This is a genomic window from Blastococcus jejuensis (assembly GCF_039534705.1).
Lineage (GTDB): Bacteria > Actinomycetota > Actinomycetes > Mycobacteriales > Geodermatophilaceae > Blastococcus_B > Blastococcus_B jejuensis.
The window spans coordinates 13335-32763 of the sequence record NZ_BAAAVV010000007.1; the positions used below are offsets into that span (position 1 = coordinate 13335).

Annotated in this window: 22 protein-coding genes and 1 pseudogene; 7 read left to right on the top strand and 16 right to left on the bottom strand. The window is 73.4% G+C overall.

Features of this window, described 5'->3' with window-relative positions:
• Positions 1–3 precede the first annotated feature (3 nt).
• From ABD644_RS14985 to rimP, 8 genes and pseudogenes are all read right to left on the bottom strand, one after another.
• The gene (locus tag ABD644_RS14985) at positions 4–219 is read right to left on the bottom strand and encodes a hypothetical protein (RefSeq protein WP_344689751.1); all 216 of its coding nucleotides are present in this window, start codon (positions 217–219) and stop codon (positions 4–6) included.
• Positions 216–725: a 30S ribosome-binding factor RbfA gene (gene rbfA / locus ABD644_RS14990; protein WP_344689752.1), complete on the bottom strand. Its 510-nt coding sequence runs from the start codon at positions 723–725 to the stop codon at positions 216–218. The genes ABD644_RS14985 and rbfA overlap by 4 nt, the downstream gene beginning before the upstream one ends.
• A gap of 75 nt (positions 726–800) precedes the next feature.
• Positions 801–1094 (bottom strand): DUF503 domain-containing protein, encoded by a 294-nt coding sequence (locus ABD644_RS14995; protein ID WP_344689753.1) that lies wholly within the window; start codon positions 1092–1094, stop codon positions 801–803.
• A gap of 34 nt (positions 1095–1128) precedes the next feature.
• Entirely contained in the window at positions 1129–2964 is a 1836-nt protein-coding gene (infB, locus tag ABD644_RS15000; RefSeq protein ID WP_344690003.1) for a translation initiation factor IF-2, read from the bottom strand.
• Between the two features lie 939 nt (positions 2965–3903).
• Positions 3904–4047, bottom strand: a pseudogene (locus ABD644_RS15005) (translation initiation factor IF-2 N-terminal domain-containing protein); the annotation flags it as partial.
• Positions 4048–4108: 61 nt separating this feature from the next.
• Positions 4109–4504 (bottom strand): YlxR family protein, encoded by a 396-nt coding sequence (locus tag ABD644_RS15010; RefSeq protein ID WP_344689754.1) that lies wholly within the window; start codon positions 4502–4504, stop codon positions 4109–4111.
• Positions 4505–4512: 8 nt separating this feature from the next.
• Positions 4513–5631, bottom strand: coding sequence for a transcription termination factor NusA (nusA, locus tag ABD644_RS15015; RefSeq protein ID WP_344689755.1), 1119 nt, complete (start codon positions 5629–5631; stop codon positions 4513–4515).
• Positions 5628–6209, bottom strand: coding sequence for a ribosome maturation factor RimP (rimP, locus tag ABD644_RS15020; protein WP_344689756.1), 582 nt, complete (start codon positions 6207–6209; stop codon positions 5628–5630). The genes nusA and rimP overlap by 4 nt, the downstream gene beginning before the upstream one ends.
• 237 nt (positions 6210–6446) lie before the next feature.
• Here rimP and ABD644_RS15025 point away from each other — a divergent pair, with 237 nt between their 5' ends.
• The 3 genes from ABD644_RS15025 to ABD644_RS15035 all read left to right on the top strand — a co-directional run bounded on the left by ABD644_RS15025 (position 6447) and on the right by ABD644_RS15035 (position 8274).
• Positions 6447–6944, top strand: a complete 498-nt coding sequence (locus tag ABD644_RS15025) for a hypothetical protein (RefSeq protein WP_344689757.1) — start codon at positions 6447–6449, stop codon at positions 6942–6944.
• Between the two features lie 12 nt (positions 6945–6956).
• On the top strand, positions 6957–7430 hold the full coding sequence (locus ABD644_RS15030; protein WP_344689758.1) for a ferritin-like domain-containing protein: 474 nt from the start codon (positions 6957–6959) through the stop codon (positions 7428–7430).
• 115 nt (positions 7431–7545) lie between these two features.
• Positions 7546–8274: a hemerythrin domain-containing protein gene (locus tag ABD644_RS15035; protein WP_344689759.1), complete on the top strand. Its 729-nt coding sequence runs from the start codon at positions 7546–7548 to the stop codon at positions 8272–8274.
• A gap of 96 nt (positions 8275–8370) precedes the next feature.
• Here the strand turns inward: ABD644_RS15035 and ABD644_RS15040 are convergent, their stop codons facing one another.
• From ABD644_RS15040 to dxr, 5 genes are all read right to left on the bottom strand, one after another.
• Positions 8371–10260 carry a penicillin-binding transpeptidase domain-containing protein gene (locus ABD644_RS15040; RefSeq protein ID WP_344689761.1) on the bottom strand — a complete coding sequence of 630 codons (1890 nt, stop codon included), beginning with the start codon at positions 10258–10260 and terminating at the stop codon, positions 8371–8373.
• Between the two features lie 31 nt (positions 10261–10291).
• Positions 10292–11143, bottom strand: a complete 852-nt coding sequence (locus ABD644_RS15045) for a GNAT family N-acetyltransferase (RefSeq protein WP_344689762.1) — start codon at positions 11141–11143, stop codon at positions 10292–10294.
• 18 nt (positions 11144–11161) lie between these two features.
• Complete coding sequence (ispG, locus tag ABD644_RS15050) at positions 11162–12322, bottom strand: flavodoxin-dependent (E)-4-hydroxy-3-methylbut-2-enyl-diphosphate synthase (RefSeq protein ID WP_425547443.1); 1161 nt, start codon at positions 12320–12322, stop codon at positions 11162–11164.
• A gap of 157 nt (positions 12323–12479) precedes the next feature.
• Positions 12480–13904, bottom strand: coding sequence for a M50 family metallopeptidase (locus ABD644_RS15055; RefSeq protein ID WP_344689763.1), 1425 nt, complete (start codon positions 13902–13904; stop codon positions 12480–12482).
• Positions 13856–15058, bottom strand: a complete 1203-nt coding sequence (gene dxr / locus ABD644_RS15060) for a 1-deoxy-D-xylulose-5-phosphate reductoisomerase (protein ID WP_344689764.1) — start codon at positions 15056–15058, stop codon at positions 13856–13858. The genes ABD644_RS15055 and dxr overlap by 49 nt, the downstream gene beginning before the upstream one ends.
• A 65-nt stretch (positions 15059–15123) precedes the next feature.
• Between dxr and ABD644_RS15065 the strand changes: the two genes are divergently transcribed.
• A complete protein-coding gene (locus tag ABD644_RS15065; RefSeq protein ID WP_425547444.1) occupies positions 15124–15417 on the top strand; it encodes a DUF2631 domain-containing protein in 294 nt (97 codons plus the stop codon).
• Between the two features lie 13 nt (positions 15418–15430).
• On the opposite strand, the gene ABD644_RS15070 is transcribed toward ABD644_RS15065, so the two are convergent.
• Complete coding sequence (locus tag ABD644_RS15070; RefSeq protein ID WP_344689766.1) at positions 15431–15877, bottom strand: hypothetical protein; 447 nt, start codon at positions 15875–15877, stop codon at positions 15431–15433.
• 289 nt (positions 15878–16166) lie between these two features.
• On the opposite strand from ABD644_RS15070, the gene ABD644_RS15075 reads away from it, so the two are divergent.
• Both ABD644_RS15075 and ABD644_RS15080 read left to right on the top strand, forming a co-directional pair.
• Positions 16167–16403: an AbrB/MazE/SpoVT family DNA-binding domain-containing protein gene (locus tag ABD644_RS15075; RefSeq protein ID WP_344689767.1), complete on the top strand. Its 237-nt coding sequence runs from the start codon at positions 16167–16169 to the stop codon at positions 16401–16403.
• Positions 16400–16810 carry a type II toxin-antitoxin system VapC family toxin gene (locus ABD644_RS15080; RefSeq protein ID WP_344689768.1) on the top strand — a complete coding sequence of 137 codons (411 nt, stop codon included), beginning with the start codon at positions 16400–16402 and terminating at the stop codon, positions 16808–16810. Before ABD644_RS15075 ends, ABD644_RS15080 begins: the two co-directional genes overlap by 4 nt.
• A 34-nt stretch (positions 16811–16844) precedes the next feature.
• Here the strand turns inward: ABD644_RS15080 and ABD644_RS15085 are convergent, their stop codons facing one another.
• Positions 16845–17561 carry a VIT1/CCC1 transporter family protein gene (locus tag ABD644_RS15085; RefSeq protein ID WP_344689769.1) on the bottom strand — a complete coding sequence of 239 codons (717 nt, stop codon included), beginning with the start codon at positions 17559–17561 and terminating at the stop codon, positions 16845–16847.
• A gap of 1 nt (position 17562) precedes the next feature.
• Positions 17563–18738 (bottom strand): dual-specificity RNA methyltransferase RlmN, encoded by a 1176-nt coding sequence (gene rlmN, locus ABD644_RS15090; protein ID WP_344689770.1) that lies wholly within the window; start codon positions 18736–18738, stop codon positions 17563–17565.
• Between the two features lie 33 nt (positions 18739–18771).
• On the opposite strand from rlmN, the gene ABD644_RS15095 reads away from it, so the two are divergent.
• On the top strand, positions 18772–19413 hold the full coding sequence (locus ABD644_RS15095) for a TrmH family RNA methyltransferase (protein WP_344689771.1): 642 nt from the start codon (positions 18772–18774) through the stop codon (positions 19411–19413).
• Positions 19414–19429: the final 16 nt, after the last annotated feature.

Here is a 19429-nt window from a genome sequence, read left to right on the forward strand (position 1 = left end):
GGTTCAGGCGTCCGGTCCGGGGTCGGCGACCGGCACGGCGTCGGACTCCTCGCTCACGTCCCCGCCACCGACCGGGTACCCGGGGCCCGCGGCGTCGGGCTCGTCGGAGGCGATGCTCGGCGCGGCGCCGATCTCGCCGTGCTTGCCTCCGTCGGTGGGGTCACCGGGGGAACCCTGCTCGCCCGCGGGCTCGTACGGGTCCGGGTCCACTTCGCTCATGATGCGCTCCTGCTCCGGACGGCGACGTCGTCGACATCCTCATCGGCAGTCGCGACGGCGTCCGTGCCGTCTTCGTCGTCCTCGTCCTCCGCGGGCTTGCGGTAGGGATCCGGCTCGCCGGCGAAGGCGGCGCCCTCGCGGGCGCGGGCGAGCTCGGCGTCGGCCTGCCGGGCACGCTCGAGCGCCTCCTCGAGCTCCCGGGCGGTGTCCGGGACGATGTCGGCGACGAACGTCAGGGTCGGGACGAACTTGATGCCGGTCTGCTTGCCCACGGCAGAGCGCAGCACGCCGGTCGCGCTGGCCAGGGCCTTGGCCGAGTCGGCGATCTGGGTCTCGTCGCCGTAGACGGTGTAGAAGACCGTGGCCTCGCGGAGGTCGCTGGTCACGCGGGCGTCGGTGACGGTCACCATGCCCAGTCGAGGGTCCTTGATCTGCATCTCGATCGTGGCGGAGACGATCTGACGGATGCGCACCGCCAGCTTGCGTGCGCGGGCCGGATCGGCCATCGAAGGACCTCCTGAGTCGGGGCGTCGCGAGGACGCCGGGTGGACGGCGGGCGGGGTCCGGGACGGGGACCCTTCTTAATCGGTGTCGCTGAAGAGCTGCCGATGCGTCGAGAGCAGCGTCACCTCCGGATGCTCGGCCAGCAACCGCTCGCAGGCGTCGAGGACGTCGGACACCTGCCCGGCGTCGCCGGCGACCGTGGCGACGCCGACCTGCGCACGGCGGTGCAGATCCTGGTCACCGACCTCGGCGGCGGACACGGCGAAGCGACGCCGCAGTTCGGCCACGATCGGCCGCACCACGGCGCGCTTCCCCTTGAGCGAGTGGACGTCGCCCAGCAGCAGGTCAGCGGTCAGCGATCCGACGAACACCGGATCACTCCCCTGCTGCTGGGCGACCAGTCACTTATGTGCGCGGGATCTCGCGCATCTCGAAGGTCTCGATCACGTCGTCGACCTTGATGTCGTTGAACGACCCCAGGCCGATACCGCACTCGTAACCCTCGCGGACCTCGGTCGCGTCGTCCTTGAAGCGACGCAGCGACTCGACGGTCAGGTTGTCGGCGACCACGGCACCGTCGCGCATCAGCCGGGCCTTCGAGTTGCGGACGATCGTGCCGCTGCGGACCAGCGAACCGGCGACGTTGCCGATCTTGGGCACCCGGAAGACCTCGCGGACCTCCGCCGTGCCCAGCTGGACCTCCTCGTAGACCGGCTTGAGCATGCCCTTGAGCGCGGCCTCGATCTCGTCGATGGCCTGGTAGATGACTGTGTAGTACCGGACGTCCACCCCCTCGCGGTTGGCCAGCTCGGTGGCCTGACCCTCGGCCCGGACGTTGAAGCCCAGGACGATGACGTCGTCGGCCAGCGCGAGGTCGATGTCGCTCTTGGTGATGCCACCGACGCCGCGGTGGATGACCCGCAGCGAGATGTCGTCGTCGACCTCGATCTTCATCAGCGCCTCTTCGAGCGCCTCGACGGTGCCCGAGTTGTCGCCCTTGATGATCAGGTTGAGCTGACGGGTCTCCTTGAGCGCCGCGTCGAGGTCCTCGAGGCTGATCCGCTTGCGCATGGAGGCGTTCTGCGCGTTGCGGATGCGGGCCTGGCGGCGGTCGGCGATCTGCCGGGCCACCCGGTCCTCCTCGACCACGAGGAACGTGTCACCGGCGCGCGGCACCGAGGTGAGCCCGACGACCTGCACGGGGCGGGCCGGGAGGGCTTCCTTCAGCTTGTTGCCGTGCTCGTCGAGCAGCGACCGGACGCGACCGTAGGCGTCGCCGGCCACGATCGAGTCGCCCTGACGCAGGGTTCCGCGCTGGACCAGCACCGTGGCGACGGGGCCGCGGCCCTTGTCCAGCTTGCCCTCGATGACGACACCCTGCGGGTCCTGCTCGGTGTTCGCGCGCAGGTCCAGCGAGGCGTCGGCGGTCAGCAGGACAGCCGTGAGGAGCTCGTCGAGACCCTGCCGGGTGATGGCCGAGACGTCGACGAACATCGTGTCACCGCCGTACTCCTCGGCCACCAGGCCGTACTCGGTGAGCTGCTGGCGGACCTTGGCGGGGTTGGCCCCCTCCTTGTCCACCTTGTTCACCGCGACCACGATCGGCACCTCGGCGGCCTGGGCGTGGTTGAGCGCCTCGACCGTCTGCGGCATGACGCCGTCGTCGGCCGCGACGACCAGGACGACGATGTCGGTGACCTTGGCCCCACGGGCACGCATCGCGGTGAACGACTCGTGACCCGGGGTGTCGATGAACGTGACCGGCCGCTCGTTGCCCTCGAGCTCGGTGACGATCTGGTAGGCGCCGATGTGCTGGGTGATGCCACCGGCCTCCTTCGACACCACGTTGGTGTCGCGCAGGGCGTCCAGCAGCTTCGTCTTCCCGTGGTCGACGTGACCCATCACGGTCACGACCGGCGGACGGGCCTCCCAGTCGCCCTCCTCGCCCTCTTCGTCGCCGAAGGTCAGGTCGAAGGTCTCGAGCAGCTCGCGGTCCTCGTCCTCGGGGCTGACCACCTGGATGACCCAGTCGATCTCGGCACCGAGCAGCTGCAGCGTCTCGTCGTTGACCGACTGGGTCGCCGTGACCATCTCGCCCAGGTGGAACAGGGCGGTGACCAGGGCGGCCGGCTGGGCGCCGATCTTCTCGGCGAGGTCGGTCAGCGACGCACCTCGCGGCAGGCGGACGGTCTGTCCGTTGCCGCGCGGCAGCGAGACGCCACCCATGCTGGGCGCCGCCATCGAGTCGAATTCCTGACGCCGCTGCTTCTTGCTCTTGCGACCGCGGACCGGGCCACGCCCGCCGGGACGACCGAAGGCACCGGCCGTACCGGCACCGGAGCCGCCGCGACCGCGACCGCGGCCACCGCCGCCACCACGGAAGCCACCGCCGGCCGGGGCGCCGCCACCGCCGGGGGCACCGCCGCCACCACCGGGTCGGAAACCTCCGCCGCCGCCGCCACCGCCACCGGGACCACCGGGACGACCACGGCCGCCGGGACCACCGGGACCACCGCCGCCGGGACGGCCGCCGGCCGCCGGACGCGGCGGCATCATGCCGGGCGAGGGACGCTGCGGCATCATGCCCGGGTTGGGGCGGGGCCCACCGGGGCCGGCCGCCGGGCGGGGACCGCCGGGACGCGGACCGCCGGCACCGGGTGCCGGACGGGGGCCACCGGAGCCGGGGGCCGGACGCGCACCGCCAGGACCGCCGGGGCCGGCGGGACGGGCGCCGGGGGCGGCCGGACCGGGACGGGCACCGCCGGCCGGAGCCGGACGCGGCGTGCTGCTGAAGGGGTTGTTGCCCGGGCGGGGCGCCGGACGCGGGCCGGGCCGGGGACCGGCCGCACCGGGGGTCGCCCCACCGGCCGGACGCGGAGCCGCCGGCCGCGGGGCCGACGGGGCCTGCGGGGCAGCGCTGGCCGCCGGAGCCTGCGGCGCCGGAGCCTGCGGCGCGGGAGCCTGCGCCGCCGGAGCCTGAGGTGCCGGAGCCTGGGGCGCACTGGCCGCCGGGCGCGGGCCGGGAGCCGGAGCTGCCGGACGGGTGGGCGCGGCCGGAGCGGATGCCGCCGGAGCAGGAGCCGCGGCGGCGGGAGCCGGGGCGGCGGGCTTGGCTGCGGGGGCGGGACGGGCGGGCGCGGCGGCACCGTTGCCGGCACCGGTGGCCCCGCCGAGGGCCTCACGGAGCCGCCGGGCCACGGGGGCCTCGACGGTGGAGGACGCGGACTTCACGAACTCGCCCTGCTCCTTGAGCTTGGCGAGCACGGTCTTGCTGTCGACACCGAACTCCTTGGCGAGTTCGTGTACGCGGGCTTTGCCTGGCACGGGTCTCCTCTTTGTGAGGCCGGCGGCTTGCCCGCTCGACCTCGTCGTTAGTGGTGCATGGTCATCGTGGGAACTTCACGGCTGACTCATCCGACGGTGTCCTGTCGACGTGCGGACCGGCCTGGTGCCGGTCCGACTGGGAACTGCGGTTGCTCGCCCGCTCCGGCTCGCACCCGGATTCCTCCGAGGAGGACCCGAGCACGTGGTGCCAGAGCGGACCGGCCTCCAGCGGCGCACCGCCTCCGGGGAGGCGGAGCGCTCGTGGGAAGGCCCGGCGTCGTTCGGCTGCGCGCAGGCACTCCGGTGTGGGGTGCACGGAGGCTCCCCGACCGGGGAGCCTTCGACGTGGATCCGGGACCAGGGCCCCGGACCGGACGACGACTCGCAGCAGTTCATCGGCCGGCGCGCGCTTCCGGCACCCCACGCACGTGCGGACCGGAGAAGACGTTTCGACCACCGAGCAGTCTAGCGCGTGGCCGGTCCCGGATGTTCCGCACGGCGTGGTGGCGGCCGGTGCGCGGGCGGACGCCCCCCCGACGGGGGGAGCGGCGCACCCGATCGCAGCGGCGGGCGCCCGACCCCCGGAGAGGGGGTTGCGGCGTCGTCCTCGGTCTGCGCGTCGCTGCGGATGTCGATCCGGCATCCGGTCAGGCGCGCGGCCAGGCGGGCGTTCTGCCCTTCCTTCCCGATGGCCAGCGACAGCTGGTAGTCGGGGACGACGACCCGCACGGCCTTCGCCTGGGGGTCGACGACCCGGGCGCTGCTGACCCGCGCCGGGCTCAGCGCGGACGCCACGAACGTCGCCGGGTCGTCGGACCAGTCGACGATGTCGATCTTCTCGCCGTGCAGCTCGCTCATGACGTTGCGCACGCGCTGGCCCATCGGGCCGATGCAGGCGCCCTTGGCGTTGAGCCCGGGCACCTTCGTCCGGACGGCGATCTTCGAGCGGTGCCCCGCCTCGCGCGCCACCGCGACGATCTCGACGCTGCCGTCGGCGATCTCGGGCACCTCGAGGGCGAACAGCTTGCGCACCAGGTGCGGGTGGGTGCGCGAGACGGTGACCTGCGGGCCGCGGAAGGTGCGGGCCACCGAGACCACGTAGGCCTTGATCCGGCTGCCGTGGGTGTACTCCTCCCCCGGCACCTGCTCGGCCTGCGGCAGGACGGCCTCGACCTTGCCGATGTCGATGAGCACCGTGCCCTGCACGTTGCGGCGGTCGTGGGCCTGCACGATGCCGCTGACGATGTCGCCCTCCTTGCCGGAGTACTCGCCGAAGGTCTGCTCGTGCTCGGCGTCGCGCAGCCGCTGGACGATCACCTGCTTGGCGGTGCTGGCGGCGATCCGGCCGAAGTCGGAGGGGGTGTCGTCCCACTCGCGCACGACCTCGCCGTCGGGCCCGAGCTCCTGGGCGAGGACGGCGACCTCGCCGCTCTTGCGGTCGACGTGCACCCGGACGTGCTTGGCCGCGCCGTCGGCGTGCCGGTAGGCGGTCACCAGGGCGGACTCGATGGCCTCGATCACCGTGTCGGCGGGGATGCCCTTCTCCCGCTCGACCGCCTTCAGCGCGGTGACGTCGATGTTCACAGTTCTCCTCCGTCGTCGTCCGCACCCTCGGGCAGGCCGTCCGACCCCGTCTCGGCGCGGCCGAACTCGACCTGCACCCGCCCGGCGCCCAGCTCCGCCCACGGCACCTGCCGCGATTGGGGCGGCCGCTTCTTCGCCCCCGGCTTGCCCTTCGTCTCCACCGCGAGGGTCACCCCCTCGCCGGCGACGGCGGTGACCCGGCCGGTGACCGTCTCGGCCGAGCCGGAGGGGCCCACGGCCACGGTGACCAGCCGGCCGGTGTTGCGCCGCCAGTGCCGCGGCTCGGTCAGCGGGCGGTCGACGCCCGGGCTGGTCACCTCGAGCACGTAGGGCGCGCGACCCATGCCGTCGTCGTTCGCGTCGAGGACGTCGGAGACCGCGCGGCTGACCTCGGCGATGTCGTCGAGGGTGACGCCCTGGTCGCGGTCGACCACCACCCGCACCACGCTGCGGCGGCCGGCGGGGGTGACGACGAGTTCCTCGAGGTCGTACCCCGCCGCGCCGACGACCGGCTCGATCCACCCCGCGAGCCGCGCGGTGGCCGGGTCGGTGCGCTGGGTGCCGCGAGAGGCGGACACGGTTCCTCCTCCAGGCTCGGTCGTGCGCACCGTCCGGTGCGCACGCCCCTCGTCGATCACGCGCCGGCCGTTGCCTCCGGCGCTGGTCGGACCCGGGATCGGGGGGAAGACGTCAGGCTACCGCCCGACCGGAGCCGCCGAGACCGGGCACCGGGGCGGCTGCCGGCCGCCCGACGCGGACGCGCCCTCGGTCGCGCCTGGCGGCCGGGGGCGGCCCCGGCTGAGAGGATGGGGCCGATGTCTCCGACCGCCCTTCCCGTCCCGCAGGGGTTCACCCGGCGCACCCTGCTGGCCGCCTCGGCGGCCGGCCTGGCCCTGCTCGTGGCCGGGTGCACCGAGGAGCCGGCGGACCCACGGGAGCAGGTGACCAGCGAGCAGGCCGACGAGCTCGCCGCGCAGGTGGCGGTGCAGGAGGCACTGGTCGCCGCGTTCGCCGCGGCGGGAGCCGCCGACCCGGCGCTGGCGGCCGCGGTCACCGCGCAGGCGGAGCAGGCCCAGGCGCAGCTCGACCGCCTGCGGGAGGCGTCCCCCGGCTCGTCGTCGGCCACTTCGTCGTCGGCGTCGTCGTCGCCTGCGGCCCCGGCCGGCCCCGAGGCGCGGGCGTGGCTGCGCAGCCGCGTGGCGGAGGCGGCGGAGTCGCACGCGGCGGCGTGCCTGGACCAGTCGGGGGCCCGCGCGGCGCTGCTCGGCTCGATCGCCGCAGGCCTGCGCGGCCAGGACGGAACGCTGGCGTGAGGGGACACGGCCGTGGCTGACGACACCGAAGGCTCCGGAGGGCTGGACGCCGGCACCGAGACCGCGGCGCTGCGCGAGGCGCTGGTCGCGGAGCACGCGGCCGTGTGGGGGTACGGCGTGGTCGGCGCCGCGCTCGACGAGGGGGCGCGGGATCCCGCGACGGAGGCGGAGACCGCGCACCGCGACATCCGCGACCAGCTGACGGCGCTGCTCGACGACCGGGACGCCGAGCCGGTGCGCGCCGAAGGTGCCTATGCCCTGCCCTTCCCGGTGCTCTCCGCGGTGGACGCCGCGAGGCTGGCCGTCGTCCTGGAGGACGGCGTCGCGGCGGCGTGGGTGCGGGTGCTGGACCAGGCCGCCGAGCGGCCGGCCCGGGAGCTCGCCGTCGGTCAGCTCAGCGCCGTTGAGCGACGCGCGGTCGCCTGGCGCACGACGGCCGGTCAGACGCCGGTGACGAGCGCGTTCCCCGGCCTCCCCGAGGACTGAACCGGTCCCCGAGCGGGCCTCCAGTCGTTTCCAAGTACGCCGCAAGCACGCGGTCCGACGCTGTCGGCACCGGAGGACACCCCGTCCTCCGAGCCACGCGAGAGGACCGCCTTCGATGAGCACCACCACCTCCCGGCCGGCCACCGGACACCTGCTCGACCTGCCCGGCCAGGCGCACGTGGCCGAGGGGCCGCTGGACCTCAACGGCATGTACATGGCCCACCACGCCTTCCGCCGCGACCTGGTGCGCTTCGCCGTCGCCGCCCGGCAGACCCCGCTGGAGGACGCCGAGGTGTGGCGTGCGCTCGCGGTCCGCTGGGAGCAGTTCAGCGGGATCCTGCACCACCACCACACCACCGAGGACGACGTCCTGTGGCCGCAGCTGCTCGAGATCGTCGACGCCCGCGGGGACGCCGCCGGTCGGGCCACCCTCGAGGCCATGGAGGCCGAGCACTCGGTCATCGACCCGATGCTGGCCGGCTGCGCAGCCGGTTTCGCCGCCATGGCGCAGACGCCGGACGCCGCCACCCGGGACCGGCTCGCGCAGACGGCCGAGACCGCCCGCGACACCCTGTCCGACCACATGGCTCACGAGGAGCGGGAAGCGCTGCCGCTGGTCCAGGAACTGCTGCCGGTCGAGGGGTGGCAGCGGGTCGAGAAGGCCGCCGGCTCCGGCAAGGGCCTCAAGGACCTGATGTTCCTCGTGCCCTGGGTCGCCGACGGGCTGACCGCCGAGCAGCTGGAGACCGCCTTCCGCTCGGTCGGGAAGCCCTTCAAGTGGCTGCTCGCGCTCACCCGGGGCGGCTACACCCGCCGCGAGGCGATCGCCTTCCGCTACGTCTGAATCAGGCCGGAGAAACCGCAGCCATGCGCATCAGCGCGGGTATCCGCGCCGGATAACCGCAGCCATGCGCATGAGCGCGGCGACCGGGCCCCGAGCTCAGCCGATCCCGCCGAGGAACGCGTCGGTGACGCCGACGGCGACGCTGCTGGAGCCGCCGCCCTCGACCAGCACCGCGAACGCGATGTCGCCGGACCCGCCACCCAGCCGGTAGCCCATGAACCAGCCGTGGGCCTCCGGCGGGGTCGCGTCCCCGAACTCGGCCGTGCCGGTCTTGCCGTAGACCTCGCCGCGGTCGGACAGTGCGGTGGCCGTCCCCGAGAGCACCACCTGACGCATCATCGGCCGCAGCGCGTCGAGCACGGCCGCACCGGGGCCCGCCGGCACGTCTCCGGCCGGGTCCGCGCCCACGACCTCGACCGGCGGGGCCGGCGTCCCACTGGCGATGCCCGCCGCGACCAGCGCGAGCTGCGCCGGGCTGATGAGCACCTGCCCCTGCCCGATCGCGTCGGCGGCCTTCGTCGTCCCGGTGGAGTCGGCGGGAACGCTGCCGCCGAAGATCCCGACCGGCAGCTGCCACTCGCTGCCCACCCCGTAGGACGCCGCGGCCTCGGCGAGGGCCGGGTCCGGCAGCTCCAGCGCCGCCTGGATGAAGGTCGTGTTGCACGACTGCGCGAAGGCCTCGATGAACGGCACCGTGCCGAGGTCGAACTGGTCCTCGTTCTCGAACTCACGGCCGTCGACGACCGTCGTCCCCGGGCAGGGCAGCGCGGTGTCCGGCGTGACCGCTCCGGCGCTCAGCAGCGCCGTCGCCGTCATCGTCTTCATCGCCGATCCGGGCGGGAAACGGCCGGTCAGCGCGTTGCCGGGATCGGCAGCCTCGTTGGACGAGACCGCGAGGATCTCCCCCGTCCCGGGCCGGACGACGACGATGTGCGTGGGCAGCGGCTGCGCCGCGACGGCGGCGTCGGCGGCGTTCTGGATCGCCGGCACGATCGGCGTCTGCACGGGCTCGCCGGGCACCGGCTCGACCGCATCGATCTCCCGGCCCTCGTCGGCGGTGTTCTCGTCGGTGCTGACCACCCGCACGGTGAAGCCGGGCGTGCCGGTGAGCTGCTCCTGGAAGGCCCGCTGGAGCCCGGACAGGCCGAGCTGGTCGGTGGCGGCGTAGCGCGGCGCGCCGTCCTCGCTGCTCTCCTCGATGACCTCGGCGGTGGCCGCACCGACCCGGCCGAGCAGGGCGACGGCGAAGCGGGCGCTGGGGGCGAGCAGCCGGGTGTCGGTCGGGAAGACGGCCCCGGGCAGGTCGAAGACCTGGGCGCGGATCGCCTCGAAGTCGGGCCGGCGGAGGGTGATGACGGGCACGAACTGTCCCGCGGGGGCGGCCTGGACGTCGGCGGTGATCTCCTCGGCCGGGATGCCGGTGGCGGCCGAGAGCGCGGCGGCCAGCGCCGGCAGGTCGGTTACCTGGGCCGGGTCGACGCCGACGTTGACCACCTCGGTGGGCGTGAACAGCGGTGCCCCCGATGCGTCGGTGATCGCGGCCCGCTCGGGCAGGCTCCGGGCCAGCTCGAGGTGCTGGCCCTCCCCCAGCTCCGGATGCACGAGGGCCGGCTCGGCGACGACCGCCCAGCCGTCCTCGCCCTCCCGCAGCTGCAGGCTGGCGTCGTAGGACCACTCGGGCGCGGCCGCGAGGTCCCAGGTAGCGGTCCAGGCGAGGGTCGCCGTGGCGTCCTCGATCGTCGGCGTGCCCGAGTAGGCGGAGAGGACCGCATCGGGCAGATCGTCGGCCGCCTGCTGCAGCAGGGCGGTGGCCAGCTCGGGATCGGTCGTCTGCGCCGCGGCCGCCTCGAGGTCGCCGGCGGCCCAGTCGGCGAGGAACGCGTCCGCCGCCTCGATCACGTCGTCCTCGGCGCTGCCGGAGCACCCGGCGAGCATGGGCACCGCCATCAGGAGCGAGGCGAGCAGAACAGGTCCCCGACGAGTCACGTCCTCAGGTTGTCAGACGGACCGGACGGTTTCAGAACAGCACGCTGGCGTACTGCCCGACATCGCGAAACCCGACCCGGCGGTAGGCGGCGCGCGCGGGCGCGTTGAAGTCGTTGACGTACAGGCTCACCACGGGCGCGATCGACGCGCGGGCGTACTCGACGACCGCGGCGGTGCCGGCCGCCCCGATGCCACGCCCCCGGAACGCCGGGTTCACCCAGACGCCCTGCACCTGGCAGGCGGCCCGCGACACGGCGCCGATCTCGGCCTTGAAGATCACCTCGCCCTGCTCGATCCAGGCCAGCGACTGGCCGGCCCGCACGAGCTCGGCGACGCGGGCCCGGTAGCCGGCTCCGCCGTCGACCCGCAGCGGGCTGACGCCGACCTCCTCGGTGAACATGGCGACGGCGGCCGGGAGCAGGGTCTCGAGCTGGTCGGGGCGCACCGGGTGCACGCGCGGTTCCGCGGGAACGGCCGGCGGGCCGTCGATGGCCAGCAGCGGCTGGCGCGGTCGGTGGTCGCGGGCCGGTCCCCAGACCGGCGCGAGCAACTCCCAGAGCGGGGCGACCGCCGGGGCGGGACCCACGATGGTCGAGCAGCGCCGCCCGGCGCGGCGGGCCCGCTCGGCGAACGCGGCCGCCGACGCCCGCTCGGCGCCCGGCAGCGCGAAGGGGATGAGGTTGGCACCCGCCAGGCACACCGCGTCGAGCGTGCTGCCGGCCCCGAAGCCCCACAACGGCGCTCCGAGCGCGGCCGCGCCGGTGCCGGCGGACTCGACCCGGCCGGCCAGGACGCACGCGGCGACCGGATCGGTCGCGAGCAGGCGCGCGACGGCCCGCTCGTCGCCGTCGTCGAGGACACGGGCGGTGGGAGTGCGGAGCATGGCCGTGCGGCGTGGGGGTCAGCCGACGCTGACGACCGGCGGGCCCGACGGCTCGCCGGCGTCGACCTGCTCGGCGGCGATGCGCATGGCTTCCTCGATGAGGGTCTCGACGATCTGCGACTCGGGCACCGTCTTGATCACCTCGCCCCGGACGAAGATCTGTCCCTTGCCGTTGCCCGACGCCACGCCGAGGTCGGCCTCGCGGGCCTCGCCGGGGCCGTTGACGACGCAGCCCATGACGGCGACCCGCAGCGGCACCTCCATGCCCTCGAGCCCGGCGGTGACTTCGTCGGCGAGCTTGTAGACGTCGACCTGCGCCCGCCCGCACGACGGGCAGCTGACGATCTCCAGGCCGCGCTGGCGCAGGTTGAGCGACTCGAGGATCTGGGTGCCGACCTTGACCTCCTCGACCGGCGGGGCCGAGAGGGAGACGCGGATGGTGTCGCCGATGCCCTGGGAGAGCAGCGCGCCGAAGGCGACGGCGGACTTGATCGTGCCCTGGAACGCCGGACCGGCCTCGGTGACGCCGAGGTGCAGCGGGTAGTCGCACTGGGCCGCGAGCAGCTCGTAGGCCCGGACCATGACCACCGGGTCGTTGTGCTTGACCGAGATCTTGATGTCGCGGAAGTCGTGCTCCTCGAACAGCGAGCACTCCCACAGCGCCGACTCGACGAGGGCCTCCGGCGTCGCCTTGCCGTACTTGGCCAGCAGGCGCTTGTCGAGGGAGCCGGCGTTCACGCCGATCCGGATCGGGATGCCGGCGTCCTTCGCGGCCTTGGCGATGTCGCCGACCTTGTCGTCGAACTTCTTGATGTTGCCGGGATTCACCCGCACGGCCGCGCAGCCGGCGTCGATCGCGGCGAAGACGTACCGCGGCTGGAAGTGGATGTCGGCGATCACCGGGATCTGCGACTTCTTGGCGATCGCCGGCAGCGCCTCGGCGTCGTCGGTGTCGGGGACGGCGACGCGCACGATCTGGCAGCCGGCCGCGGTGAGCTCGGCGATCTGCTGGAGCGTGGCGTTGATGTCGGCGGTCTTCGTCGTCGTCATCGACTGGACGCTGACCGGGTGGTCGCTGCCGACACCGACGCCGCCGACGTCGAGCTGCCGGGTCTTGCGACGGGGAGCGAGCACGGGAGGGGGCGCAGCCGGCATGCCGAGACTGACGGGGATCGCCATGGCTCCCAGTATCCCTTGATCGGCCGAACGCGCCGCAGAGCCGGCTGTGACCCGCGTCAGGACGCCGCCGTGCTGGCAGGCCCCGCGAATGCGACGAACTCGTGGTGATCAGCTGCTGATGGCCACGAGTTCGTCGCACTCGGGGTCGGGGTGACGGTCAGCCGAGGGTGATCGGGTTGACGATGTCGGCGACGAACAGCAGCGCCGACAGCGCCAGGAACAGCCCGGCGACGACGTAGGCGACCGGCATCAGCCGGGCGATGTCGAACGGGCCCGGGTCGGGGCGCCCGCGCAGCCTCGCCACCGTCGAGCGCGCCTTCTCGTAGAGCGCTCCGGCGATGTGCCCGCCGTCGAGCGGGTAGATCGGCAGCAGGTTGAACAGGAACAGCACCAGGTTGACGCCGGCGAGCAGCTGGAAGAAGTAGCTGATCTTCTCGGTCGTGGTGAAGGACTCGAACGCGAACACCTCGCCGGAGATGCGGCTGACGCCGACGACCCCGATCGGCCCCTGCGGGTCGCGCTCCTCGCCGAGGAACGCGGCGCCGAACAGCGCCGGCACCCGCTGCGGGATCTCGACCAGCTTGTCGACCGACCGGGCGACGACGTCGCCGAGGAACGCCGGCACCTCGGTGATCGACTGCTGCACGTAGGTCTGCGCCGGGCTGATCCCGACGTAGCCCACGACGCTGGTCTGCTCGCTGTCGGCCGACAGGTAGACCCGGTTCTCGATCGGCGTGACGGTGAGGTCTCGCTCCTCTCCGTCGCGCTCGATCGTGAAGACCACCCGCGTGTCGGCGCTCCGCCGGATCGCGTCCTGCACCTGCTGCCAGCCGACGTCGGTCTCGCGGGAGATCGGCTCGCCGTCGAGGGCGAGGATCGTGTCGCCGGCGCGCAGGCCGGCCCGCGACGCGGGACTCTCGGCCGGCAGTGCGCAGTCCGGTTCGCCCTCGGTGCAGATCTGCCCGGCGTCCGCGCCCGTGGTCACGATCGGGACCTCGCACGCGTCGGCGCGCCCCGCGCTCTCCGCGCCGGCCGGCAGCACGCAGTCGGGCACGCGGGCCAGCGTCGTCGTCGACTCGGGGACGCCGAAGCCCACGAGGACGACGGTGAAGAACAGCACCGCGAGGATCAGGTTGTGGAAGGGCCCGGCGAACATCACGATGACCCGCTGCCACCACGGCTTGGCGTAGAACACGCGGCCGCCGTCGTCGGGCCGGACGTCGTTGAGCGCCTGGCCGCGCACCTCGGCGATGAACTTCCGCATGCGGGTGGCCCGCTTGCTCTCGCCCTCCTCGGCCGGCGGGATCATGCCCACGATCCGGATGTAGCCGCCCAGCGGCACGGCCTTGAGGCCGTACTCGGTCTCCCCGCGGGTGCGCGACCAGATGGTGGGCCCGAAGCCGACCATGAACTGCGGCACGCGCATGCCGAACTTCCGGGCCCAGAAGAAGTGCCCGGCCTCGTGGAAGCCGATCGAGAACAGCAGACCGAGCGCGAAGGCGACGATCCCGAGGATCGTGAGAAGGATCCCGCTCAGTTCAGGCCTCCGGTGATCACGCCGCGGGCGTGCTCCCGGGCCCACTTCTCCGCGGCCAGCACGTCCTCGACGCAGGTCGGTGCGCCGAGGTCCGGCGCGTCGTCGAGGGTACGCGCGACGAGGTCGACGATGGCCCGGAACGACAGCCGACCCGCCACGAACGCCGCCACGGCCTCCTCGTTGGCGGCGTTGAAGATCGCCGGCGCGACCCCGCCGGCCTCCCCCGCGCGTCGGGCCAGCCGCACCGCCGGGAAGGCGTCGTCGTCGAGCGGGGCGAACTCCCAGGTGCTGGCCGTCGACCAGTCCAGCGCCGGCTGCACGTTCGGCAGCCGGTCGGGCCAGGCCAGGGCCAGGGCGATCGGCAGCCGCATGTCGGGCGGGCTGGCCTGCGCGATCGTCGCGCCGTCGGCGAAGGTGACCATCGAGTGCACGATCGACTGCGGGTGCACCACCACGTCGATGTCGGCATAGGGGACGTCGAACAGCAGGTGCGCCTCGATCAGCTCGAGACCCTTGTTCATCAGGGTCGCGGAGTTGATGGTCACGACCGGCCCCATGTCCCAGGTGGGGTGAGCCAGCGCCTGCTCCACGGTGACGCCGTCGAGCTCGGCGGCGGACCGGCCCCGGAAGGGGCCGCCGCTGGCGGTGAGCACCAGCCGGGCGACCTCACCCCGGGCGCCGCCGCGCAGGCACTGGGCGAGCGCCGAGTGCTCGGAGTCGACCGGGACGAGCTGTCCGGGTGCCGCGGCCGCCGTGACCAGGTCGCCGCCGGCGACCAGCGACTCCTTGTTGGCCAGCGCGACGGTGCGCCCGGCCTTCAGCGCGGACAGCGTGGGGCCGAGGCCGATCGAGCCGGTGATCCCGTTGAGGACGACGTCGGCCGGGCGGGCGGCGAGCTCCTCGGCGGCCCGCGGGCCGGCCAGGATCTCGGGCAGGTGGTACTCGCCCTTCGCCCAGCCGCGCTTCGAGGCCTCCGCGTAGAACGCCAGCTGCAGGTCCTGCGCGGCGGTGGCGCGGGCCACGGCCACGGTGCGGACGCCGAGGGTGAGCGCCTGCTCGGCCAGCGCGGCGACGTCGGACCCGCCGGCGGCCAGGGCCGTGATGCGCAGCCGGTCGGGGTTCTGCCGGGCCACCGCGATCGCCTGCGTGCCGATGGAGCCCGTGGAGCCGAGCACGGTGACCTCGCGGGGGACGGACATGCACGACATCCTCCCCGACGCGCCCGCGCTCCCTCGTGCGGTGCCTGAAGGCGGGGCCTGCCAGAATGCGGGACGTGAGCACTCAGCGGGTCAACCAGCCTGGTCGCGAGGAAGCCCTCGTCCGTGACGACGCCCACCCCGTCGAGCACGAGCGCCCCGAGGACTGGGGCTGGCACGGGGAGACGGGCAAGCTGGGCCGCGCGGGCGCGTGGTTCGCGATCCTGATCCTGCTGGCCTACCTGGTCGGCAACCACGAGGGCCGGGTCGAGGACCTCTGGATCATCGGCATCGCCGCCGTCATGGTGATCATCCTGCTGTGGGACATCCGCCGACGGAAGAACGCCTGGCGCAGCCGCTGACGCGGTCGGCGGCTCAGCTGCCGCCGCAGACCGACGACCGGAATTCCTGAACGGTCCGCCGGTCCACGATCACTTCTCTGGAGCCGCCGAAATCTCGGTGGAGCAACTCCCCCGGCTCCAGCTCGGTCAGGAGAGTCCCCGGAAATGCGAACGCGCTGGAGACCGGGGACCTGAAGTCGATGCCGCGCTCGTCGCTGGTGAGCTGCCCGGCCCGGAGGTCGTAGCCGTACGTCTCGTCCTCGACGCCGCTCCACGCGGCGACCACGGTCCACTCGTCGCCGGGGTCAGCCGCCGTCAAGGGGAGGGACGTCGCGTCGTCGATGTCCCCCTCGTGCCTCCACGTCGCGGTTTCCTCGTCATCACTCCTGGCCAGAGGGCCGGCTCCGAGTTGGACGCCCTCGTATTCAGCCCCGCACGTGGCGAAGACGACCAGCAACTCCCCGTCTCCACTCCGGGTCACAGCGAGAGCTCCTCGAACGTCCGGGGAGCAGCCAGCGATGGACGCAATGGCGAAGACCGCGGCAATGAGCACCCCTCCGCGCGCAGCAAGACATGCGATCAACCCGAAGTCACCATTCCAAGAGCAGTCGGCGTCCGATCGAGTCGCCATTTCGACAGCAATGCTACTGGCCTGCCGATTTTCGAGCATTGTGTCGCATTGTCCGAGGATGAGCGTCCGTTGTTCTTCGGCTGAACAACGGGACCGAGCAAGGACCCGGCAACTGGGATCTGACTGGTAGCCTCATCCCATGAAGGCCACGATCGACTCCGTCGGGCGCATCGTGCTTCCGAAGGCACTGCGCGACGCGCTCGGGCTCGCTCCCGGCTCCACGGTCGACATCTCTCGTTACGGCAGCGGGTTGCAGGTGGTTCCGTCCGGACGCACCGCTCGACTGATCCGGGAAGCCGGAGTCCTCGTCGCCACCGGCGACACCGAGATCGACGACGACGACGTCTTCGCCCTCATCGACGCCGGCAGGAGATGACCCTCCTCGCCCTGGACACGAGCGTCGCCGTGCCCCTCCTGGTGAGCCGGCACCGGGCCCATCGTGAGGTGGTGCGCTGGTGGGGCGGACGCGAGATCGCGCTGTGCGGGCATGCGCTGGCCGAGACGTACTCCGTGCTCACGCGACTGCCTGGCGATCTCCGACTGACGCCGGCCGACGCTGCTGAGCTGATCACCCAACGCTTCGCCCCGCCACTGCTGCTCGGCGCGGAGAGGACGAGCGACCTGCCGCGGTCGCTCGCGCGGCTGGACGTCGCCGGTGGGGCGGTCTACGACGCGCTCGTCGCGCTCGCAGCGGTGGAGCATGCCGCCGAACTCGCCACGCGCGACGGACGAGCGGTCGCGACCTACGAGGCCGTCGGGGCGAGCACGATCATCGTCTCGTGACCGTCTACCCGGGGCCGGGCTGGGGTGCCGCAGGTCAGGCGACGCTGACCCCGATCAGCGCCCCGATCGCGTAGGTGATCCCGGCGGCAGCAGCGCCGAACAGCAGCTGGCGCAGGCCCGAGAACCACCACGGCTTCGGCGTGAACCGTGAGGACAGCGCCCCCGCGAGCACCAGCCCGATGCCGCCCGCGACCAGCGCCGCCCAGAGCACCGAGAAGCCCAGCAGGTAGGGCACCAGCGGGAACGCCGCCCCGACCGAGAAGGTGAGCAGGGACGAACCCGCCGCCACCCACGGCGACGGCTTGTCGTCGGGGCTGAGCCCCAGCTCGTTGATCACGTGCGTCCGAAGGGCCTGCTCCGGGTCGCGGGACAGCTGGGTGGCGACCTGCCGGGCGAGGTCGGCGTCGAGCCCGCGGGCCCGGTAGATCTCCGCCAGCTCGGCGAGCTCGCCCTCCGGGTTGCGCTGGAGCTCCCGGCGCTCCCGGTGGACCTCGAGGTCGAGCTGCTCGTTCTGCGTCTTCACCGACGTGTACTCGCCCATGGCCATGGAGATCGCGCCCGCGATCAGGCCGGCGACGCCGGACAGGACGATGGTCCGCGGCGCGGCCCCACCGCCGCCCACGCCGGCGACCAGCGCGGTGTTGCTGACCAGCCCGTCCATCGCGCCGAAGACCGCCGCGCGGAGCCAGCCGCCGGACACGTCGCCGTGCGTGTGGTCGTGCGCCTCGGCCGTGTCGGTCGCTTCGCTCATCTCAGTCGTCCCCTTCCGCGCCCAGCTCGACCGGAGGCTCCACCGACGGGACCGGGACGGCCACGCTGGGCACGCCCTCGACCCGATCGGCCGCCGCGAGCTGGCCGCACGCCCCGTCGATGTCCTGACCGCGAGTGTCGCGCACCGTCGTCGCCACGCCCGCGGCGCGCAGCCGGGCCACGAACTCCCGCTGCGCAGGCAGCGGGCTCGCGTCCCAGGGGCTGCCCGGCGTGGGGTTCAGCGGGATCAGGTTGACGTGCGCCAGCCGCCCGGCCAGCAGCTTGCCGAGCAGGTCGGCGCGGTGCGGCTGGTCGTTGACGTCGCGGATCAGCGCGTACTCGACGGAGTAGCGGCGGCCGGTGCGGGCGGCGTAGGCGTCGGCGGCCTCGACGACCTCGCCCACGTTCCAGCGGGTGTTGATCGGCACGAGCGTGTCGCGCAGTTCGTCGTCGGGGGCGTGCAGGCTGACCGCGAGGGTGACGTTGCGACCCTCCTCGGTGAGCCGGCGGATCGCCGGGACCAGGCCGACCGTGGAGACCGTCACCGAGCGCTGCGAGAGTCCCAGCCCGTGCGGCGCCGGGGTGAGCAGCGCGTCGAGGGTCTTGCGCACGCGGGCGTAGTTGGCCAGCGGCTCGCCCATGCCCATGAAGACGACGTTGGACAGCCGTCCGGGGCCGCCGTCGATCTCCCCGTTCGCCATGGCTGCCGCGGCGGCGACGGCCTGGCCGATGATCTCGGCGGCCGACAGGTTGCGGGTCAGCCCCGCCTGCCCGGTCGCGCAGAACGGGCAGGCCATGCCGCAGCCGGCCTGGCTGGAGATGCAGACGGTGGCGCGGTCGGGGTAGCGCATGAGCACGCTCTCGACCAGCGCGCCGTCGTGCAGCCGCCACAGCGTCTTGCGGGTGCGCCCGTTGTCGGCGGTCTGGTGCCGGACGACGGTCAGCAGGCCGGGCAGGAGCGCCTCGGTGAGCGTGTCGCGGACGCCGGCGGGCAGGTCGGTCATCTGCGCCGGGTCGGTGACGCCGCGGAAGTAGTGCCGATAGAGCTGGTCGGCCCGGAAGGGCGGCTGGCCGAGCTCGGCGACCGCCGCGCGGGCCTCCTCGCGGGTCAGGTCGGCGAGGTGGCGCGGGGGTGTGCCGCGGCGCGGGGCGTCGAAGACGAGGGGCAGGGCAGTCATGTCGCCGTCCATGGTCCCACTACCGTGCGGCGGGTGACCGACCCCGAGACCGAGCTCACCCCGCTCGACACCGTCGGGGTGGGCCCGTGGGCCGGTCCGTGGCCGGAGGACCCGCGCTACGACCCCGAACTGCTCGAGCACGGCGACCGGCGCAACGTCGTCGACCGGTACCGCTACTGGACGGTCGACGCGATCGTCGCCGACCTCGACACCCGGCGGCATCCCTTCCACGTCGCGATCGAGAACTGGCGGCACGACCTCAACATCGGGACCGTCGTCCGCACCGCCAACGCCTTCCTGGCCGAGGCGGTGCACGTCGTCGGTCGCAAGCGCTGGAACCGGCGCGGAGCGATGGTCACAGACCGGTACCAGCACGTGCGGCACCACGCCGACGTCGCCGGGCTCGCGGCCTGGGCCCAGGAGGCCGGACTCCCCATCCTGGCGATCGACAACCTGCCGGGCGCCGAGCCGATCGAGACCGCCGCCCTCCCCCACGCCTGCGTGCTGCTCTTCGGGCAGGAGGGCAGCGGGCTGAGCGCCGAGGCCCGGGACGCCGCCGACGGCGTCCTGTCGATCGCCCAGTTCGGCTCCACGCGCTCCATCAACGCCGGTGTGGCCGCCGGGATCGCGATGCACGCCTGGATCAGACTCCATGCACTGTCATCCTCCGGATGACACCGCGACCAGGTGC

What these genes read in the sequence shown, in the direction of transcription:
- ABD644_RS14985 (WP_344689751.1), bottom strand. Translation starts at nt 219, where the DNA reads ATGAGCGAAGTGGACCCGGACCCGTACGAGCCCGCGGGCGAGCAGGGT.
- rbfA (WP_344689752.1), bottom strand. Translation starts at nt 725, where the DNA reads ATGGCCGATCCGGCCCGCGCACGCAAGCTGGCGGTGCGCATCCGTCAG.
- infB (WP_344690003.1), bottom strand. Translation starts at nt 2,964, where the DNA reads ATGGCGGCGCCCAGCATGGGTGGCGTCTCGCTGCCGCGCGGCAACGGA.
- ABD644_RS15025 (WP_344689757.1), top strand. Translation starts at nt 6,447, where the DNA reads ATGTCTCCGACCGCCCTTCCCGTCCCGCAGGGGTTCACCCGGCGCACC.
- ABD644_RS15035 (WP_344689759.1), top strand. Translation starts at nt 7,546, where the DNA reads ATGAGCACCACCACCTCCCGGCCGGCCACCGGACACCTGCTCGACCTG.
- ABD644_RS15045 (WP_344689762.1), bottom strand. Translation starts at nt 11,143, where the DNA reads ATGCTCCGCACTCCCACCGCCCGTGTCCTCGACGACGGCGACGAGCGG.
- ispG (WP_425547443.1), bottom strand. Translation starts at nt 12,322, where the DNA reads ATGGCGATCCCCGTCAGTCTCGGCATGCCGGCTGCGCCCCCTCCCGTG.
- dxr (WP_344689764.1), bottom strand. Translation starts at nt 15,058, where the DNA reads ATGTCCGTCCCCCGCGAGGTCACCGTGCTCGGCTCCACGGGCTCCATC.
- ABD644_RS15065 (WP_425547444.1), top strand. Translation starts at nt 15,124, where the DNA reads ATGCGGGACGTGAGCACTCAGCGGGTCAACCAGCCTGGTCGCGAGGAA.
- ABD644_RS15075 (WP_344689767.1), top strand. Translation starts at nt 16,167, where the DNA reads ATGAAGGCCACGATCGACTCCGTCGGGCGCATCGTGCTTCCGAAGGCA.
- ABD644_RS15080 (WP_344689768.1), top strand. Translation starts at nt 16,400, where the DNA reads ATGACCCTCCTCGCCCTGGACACGAGCGTCGCCGTGCCCCTCCTGGTG.
- ABD644_RS15085 (WP_344689769.1), bottom strand. Translation starts at nt 17,561, where the DNA reads ATGAGCGAAGCGACCGACACGGCCGAGGCGCACGACCACACGCACGGC.
- rlmN (WP_344689770.1), bottom strand. Translation starts at nt 18,738, where the DNA reads ATGACTGCCCTGCCCCTCGTCTTCGACGCCCCGCGCCGCGGCACACCC.